A 2,615-nucleotide genomic window follows, 5' to 3' on the forward strand; every position below is an offset into this window, starting at 1 on the left:
CGCCGCGCAGCAGCCAGCCGATAATTCCGGCGCTCAGCCCCAGGCTGGTCCCGGCCATGACGAACGTCAGGGCCACGCGCGCACTGCTTCTGACATTTGTCACTTCGGAAAACTCGCGGTCGATCGCTTTAACCAGCGCATCGCGATTGAGCTTCGACAGCGCGAAACCGATCAGGCCCCGAGGCTTGTTCGGGACGGCCGCGCCGCAACCCCGCGATGGCTGATCGGACCTGACACCTGAATCGGACGCCATGGCGCCGTTTGCGGCGTCCCCGGCGTCTCCGTCCGGGCAAGGCCGATTCGGGATCGGACTGGAGTTCGCCGCGATCTGCGGCAATGCCACGGCGACCGGCGCGTTGACGCTGACCGGAGCCGGGCTGGCGGGGAAGATTTGCGGCGTGGGGCCGAAGGCCGGCAAGCCGGCGCCGGCTCTTGCAGGCGAAGCCCCGCGACCGCTGGCGCTTCCATTTTCGGCGTCGACCTTGGCAGCAGCGTTGGCAAGCCCGCTCAATACGCCGGCGTCCGCGCTGGATTGGACTGGAACCGATAAGCCCGGGATGTATTGCGACGAGCCCGGGATGGAAGGCGACGAGCCCGGGATCGAAGGCGACGATCCGCCGGGCAAGGAACCGCGAAGCGCAGACACAGGATTGACGATCCAGCTTCCGCTATTGGTACTGGCGACCGCGTAGTTGGGGTTGGCGAGCGTGCCCGCGACATTAAGCGGGTAACTGCCGGCGCTGCTGCTGCCGGTGACGTCGAACGAGTTGCGCAGCCCGCTCAGCACGCTGACGTTCTCCCCGTTCTGCAGCCCGGTCGCCGACAGTCCAGGATTAGGTGGCGAGGAGCCATAGGTCGAGGCACCGCCGAGCGCGGTGACGCTGACGGAAGCAGGATTGACGGTCCAGCTTCCGGTATTGGTGCTGGCAACCGTGTAGTTGGAATTGGTCAGCGTGCCCGCGGCGTTAAGCGCGTAGCTGCCGGCATTGCTGATGTTGCTGATGCCGAATGAATTGCCGAGCCCGGTCAGTGCGCTGGCGTTCTGTCCATTCTGCAAACCGGTCGCCGACAAACCCGGGTTCGACGGCGACGCTCCATAGATCGAGGAGCCGCCGAGCGCGGTGACGGTGACCGGCGCAGGATTGACGGTCCAGCTTCCGCTGGTGGTGCTGCCAACCGTGTAGTTGGGGTTGGTCAGCGTGCCCGTGACATTCGCCGTGTAGCTGCCGGCGTTGCTGGCACCGGTGATGCCATTGCTGAGCCCGGTCAGCACGCTGACGGTATCCCCGTTCTGCAGACCCGTCGCGGACAGACCCGCATTTGCCGGCAACGATCCGTAGGTCGAGGAGCCGGTAAGCGCGGTAACGTTGACCGACGCGGCATTGACGGTCCAGCTTCCGCTGGTGGTGCTGGCGACCGTGTAGTTGGAATTGGTCAGCGTGCCCGCGACGCTAAGCGTGTAGCTGCCGGCGTTGCTGGTGTTGCTGATGCCGAACGAATTGCCGAGCCCGGTCAGCGCGCTGACGGTATCCCCGTTCTGCAGACCGGTCGCCGACAAACCCGGGTTTGCTGGCGACGATCCATAGGTGGAGGAGCCGCCGAGCGCGGTGACGGTGACTGGAGCAGCATTGACGGTCCAGGTCCCGTTGGTGAGGCCGGCGATGCTGTAGTTGGAATTGGTCAGCGTGCCCGCGACGTTAAGGGTGTAGCTGCCGGTGTTGCTGGCGTTGCTGATGCCGAATGAATTGCTGAGCCCGGTCAGTGCGGCGGCGGTCTGCCCGTTCTGCAGGCCGGTGGCCGACAGACCCGGGTTCGCCGGCGAGGAGCCATAGGCCGAGAAGCCGCCGACCGCGGTGACGCTGACCGGCGCGGCGATGACGGCGAGTTGCCCATTACTCACGTAGCTGAAGGCGTAGCCGGACAGCGCCGACAGCGTCCCCTGGGCGATACTTATGGCATACGGCCCGCCCGCAACGCTGGCGCCGGCGGCAGCTCCGGTCGAAGTCACCGCAGGCGCCCCGCTGAACACATTCGCCGCCGTGTCGGAGAGAAAGGCGTTGGCCACGCCGAGCTGATAGCCCGCGATCGCGTAGTCGCCCGTGATCAAGGACGTCGCATCCGTGCCATAGGTTTTCGAAGCGTTGGTCGAGGTAAACGTCAGCGTTTGTGCCGGCGTCGCGAATAGATAGCGGTTGCCGGACGCCGTCACACTGGCCGGCGGGAGGGTAGCATAGGTCGCATTCCAGATCGCGGTATCGGCGCTGTTGAGCCCGCCGAAGAATTCGCCGCCGCCGGTGGGGGCGTTCGAATAGATCAGCCAGCGTCCGGCGGTCGCGACCGCGTTGCTGCCTGCGTTGTTGATGAAGGCCGCTGCCGTCGCCAGCACCGCGCTTGCACCTGTGACCGGTGCGGTGGCCGCAATCGTCAAATTCCCCGCGGTGGTGGTGACCGTTACCGCGCCCGTGGCGGCGATACCGGACGTAGCCTGGACAGTTCCGATGGTGAGCGCCTGATTGTTGTTGAATAAGGCAGAGCCGACATTGGCGGCGAGGGTGCCGACCATGTTGGCCTGGGGAAGCGCGAATGAACCCGTTCCCGACAGCAGCAAATTCCCG

Annotated in this window: 1 protein-coding gene; it reads right to left on the reverse strand. The window is 65.6% G+C overall.

The genetic code is table 11. The annotated features are described in order from the left end of the window. The coding region (locus ABSG20_RS34310; protein ID WP_423868869.1) for a beta strand repeat-containing protein at positions 1 to 2,615 on the reverse strand (2,615 nt) is incomplete at both ends.

Source organism: Bradyrhizobium sp., assembly GCF_049512235.1.
Lineage (GTDB): Bacteria > Pseudomonadota > Alphaproteobacteria > Rhizobiales > Xanthobacteraceae > Bradyrhizobium.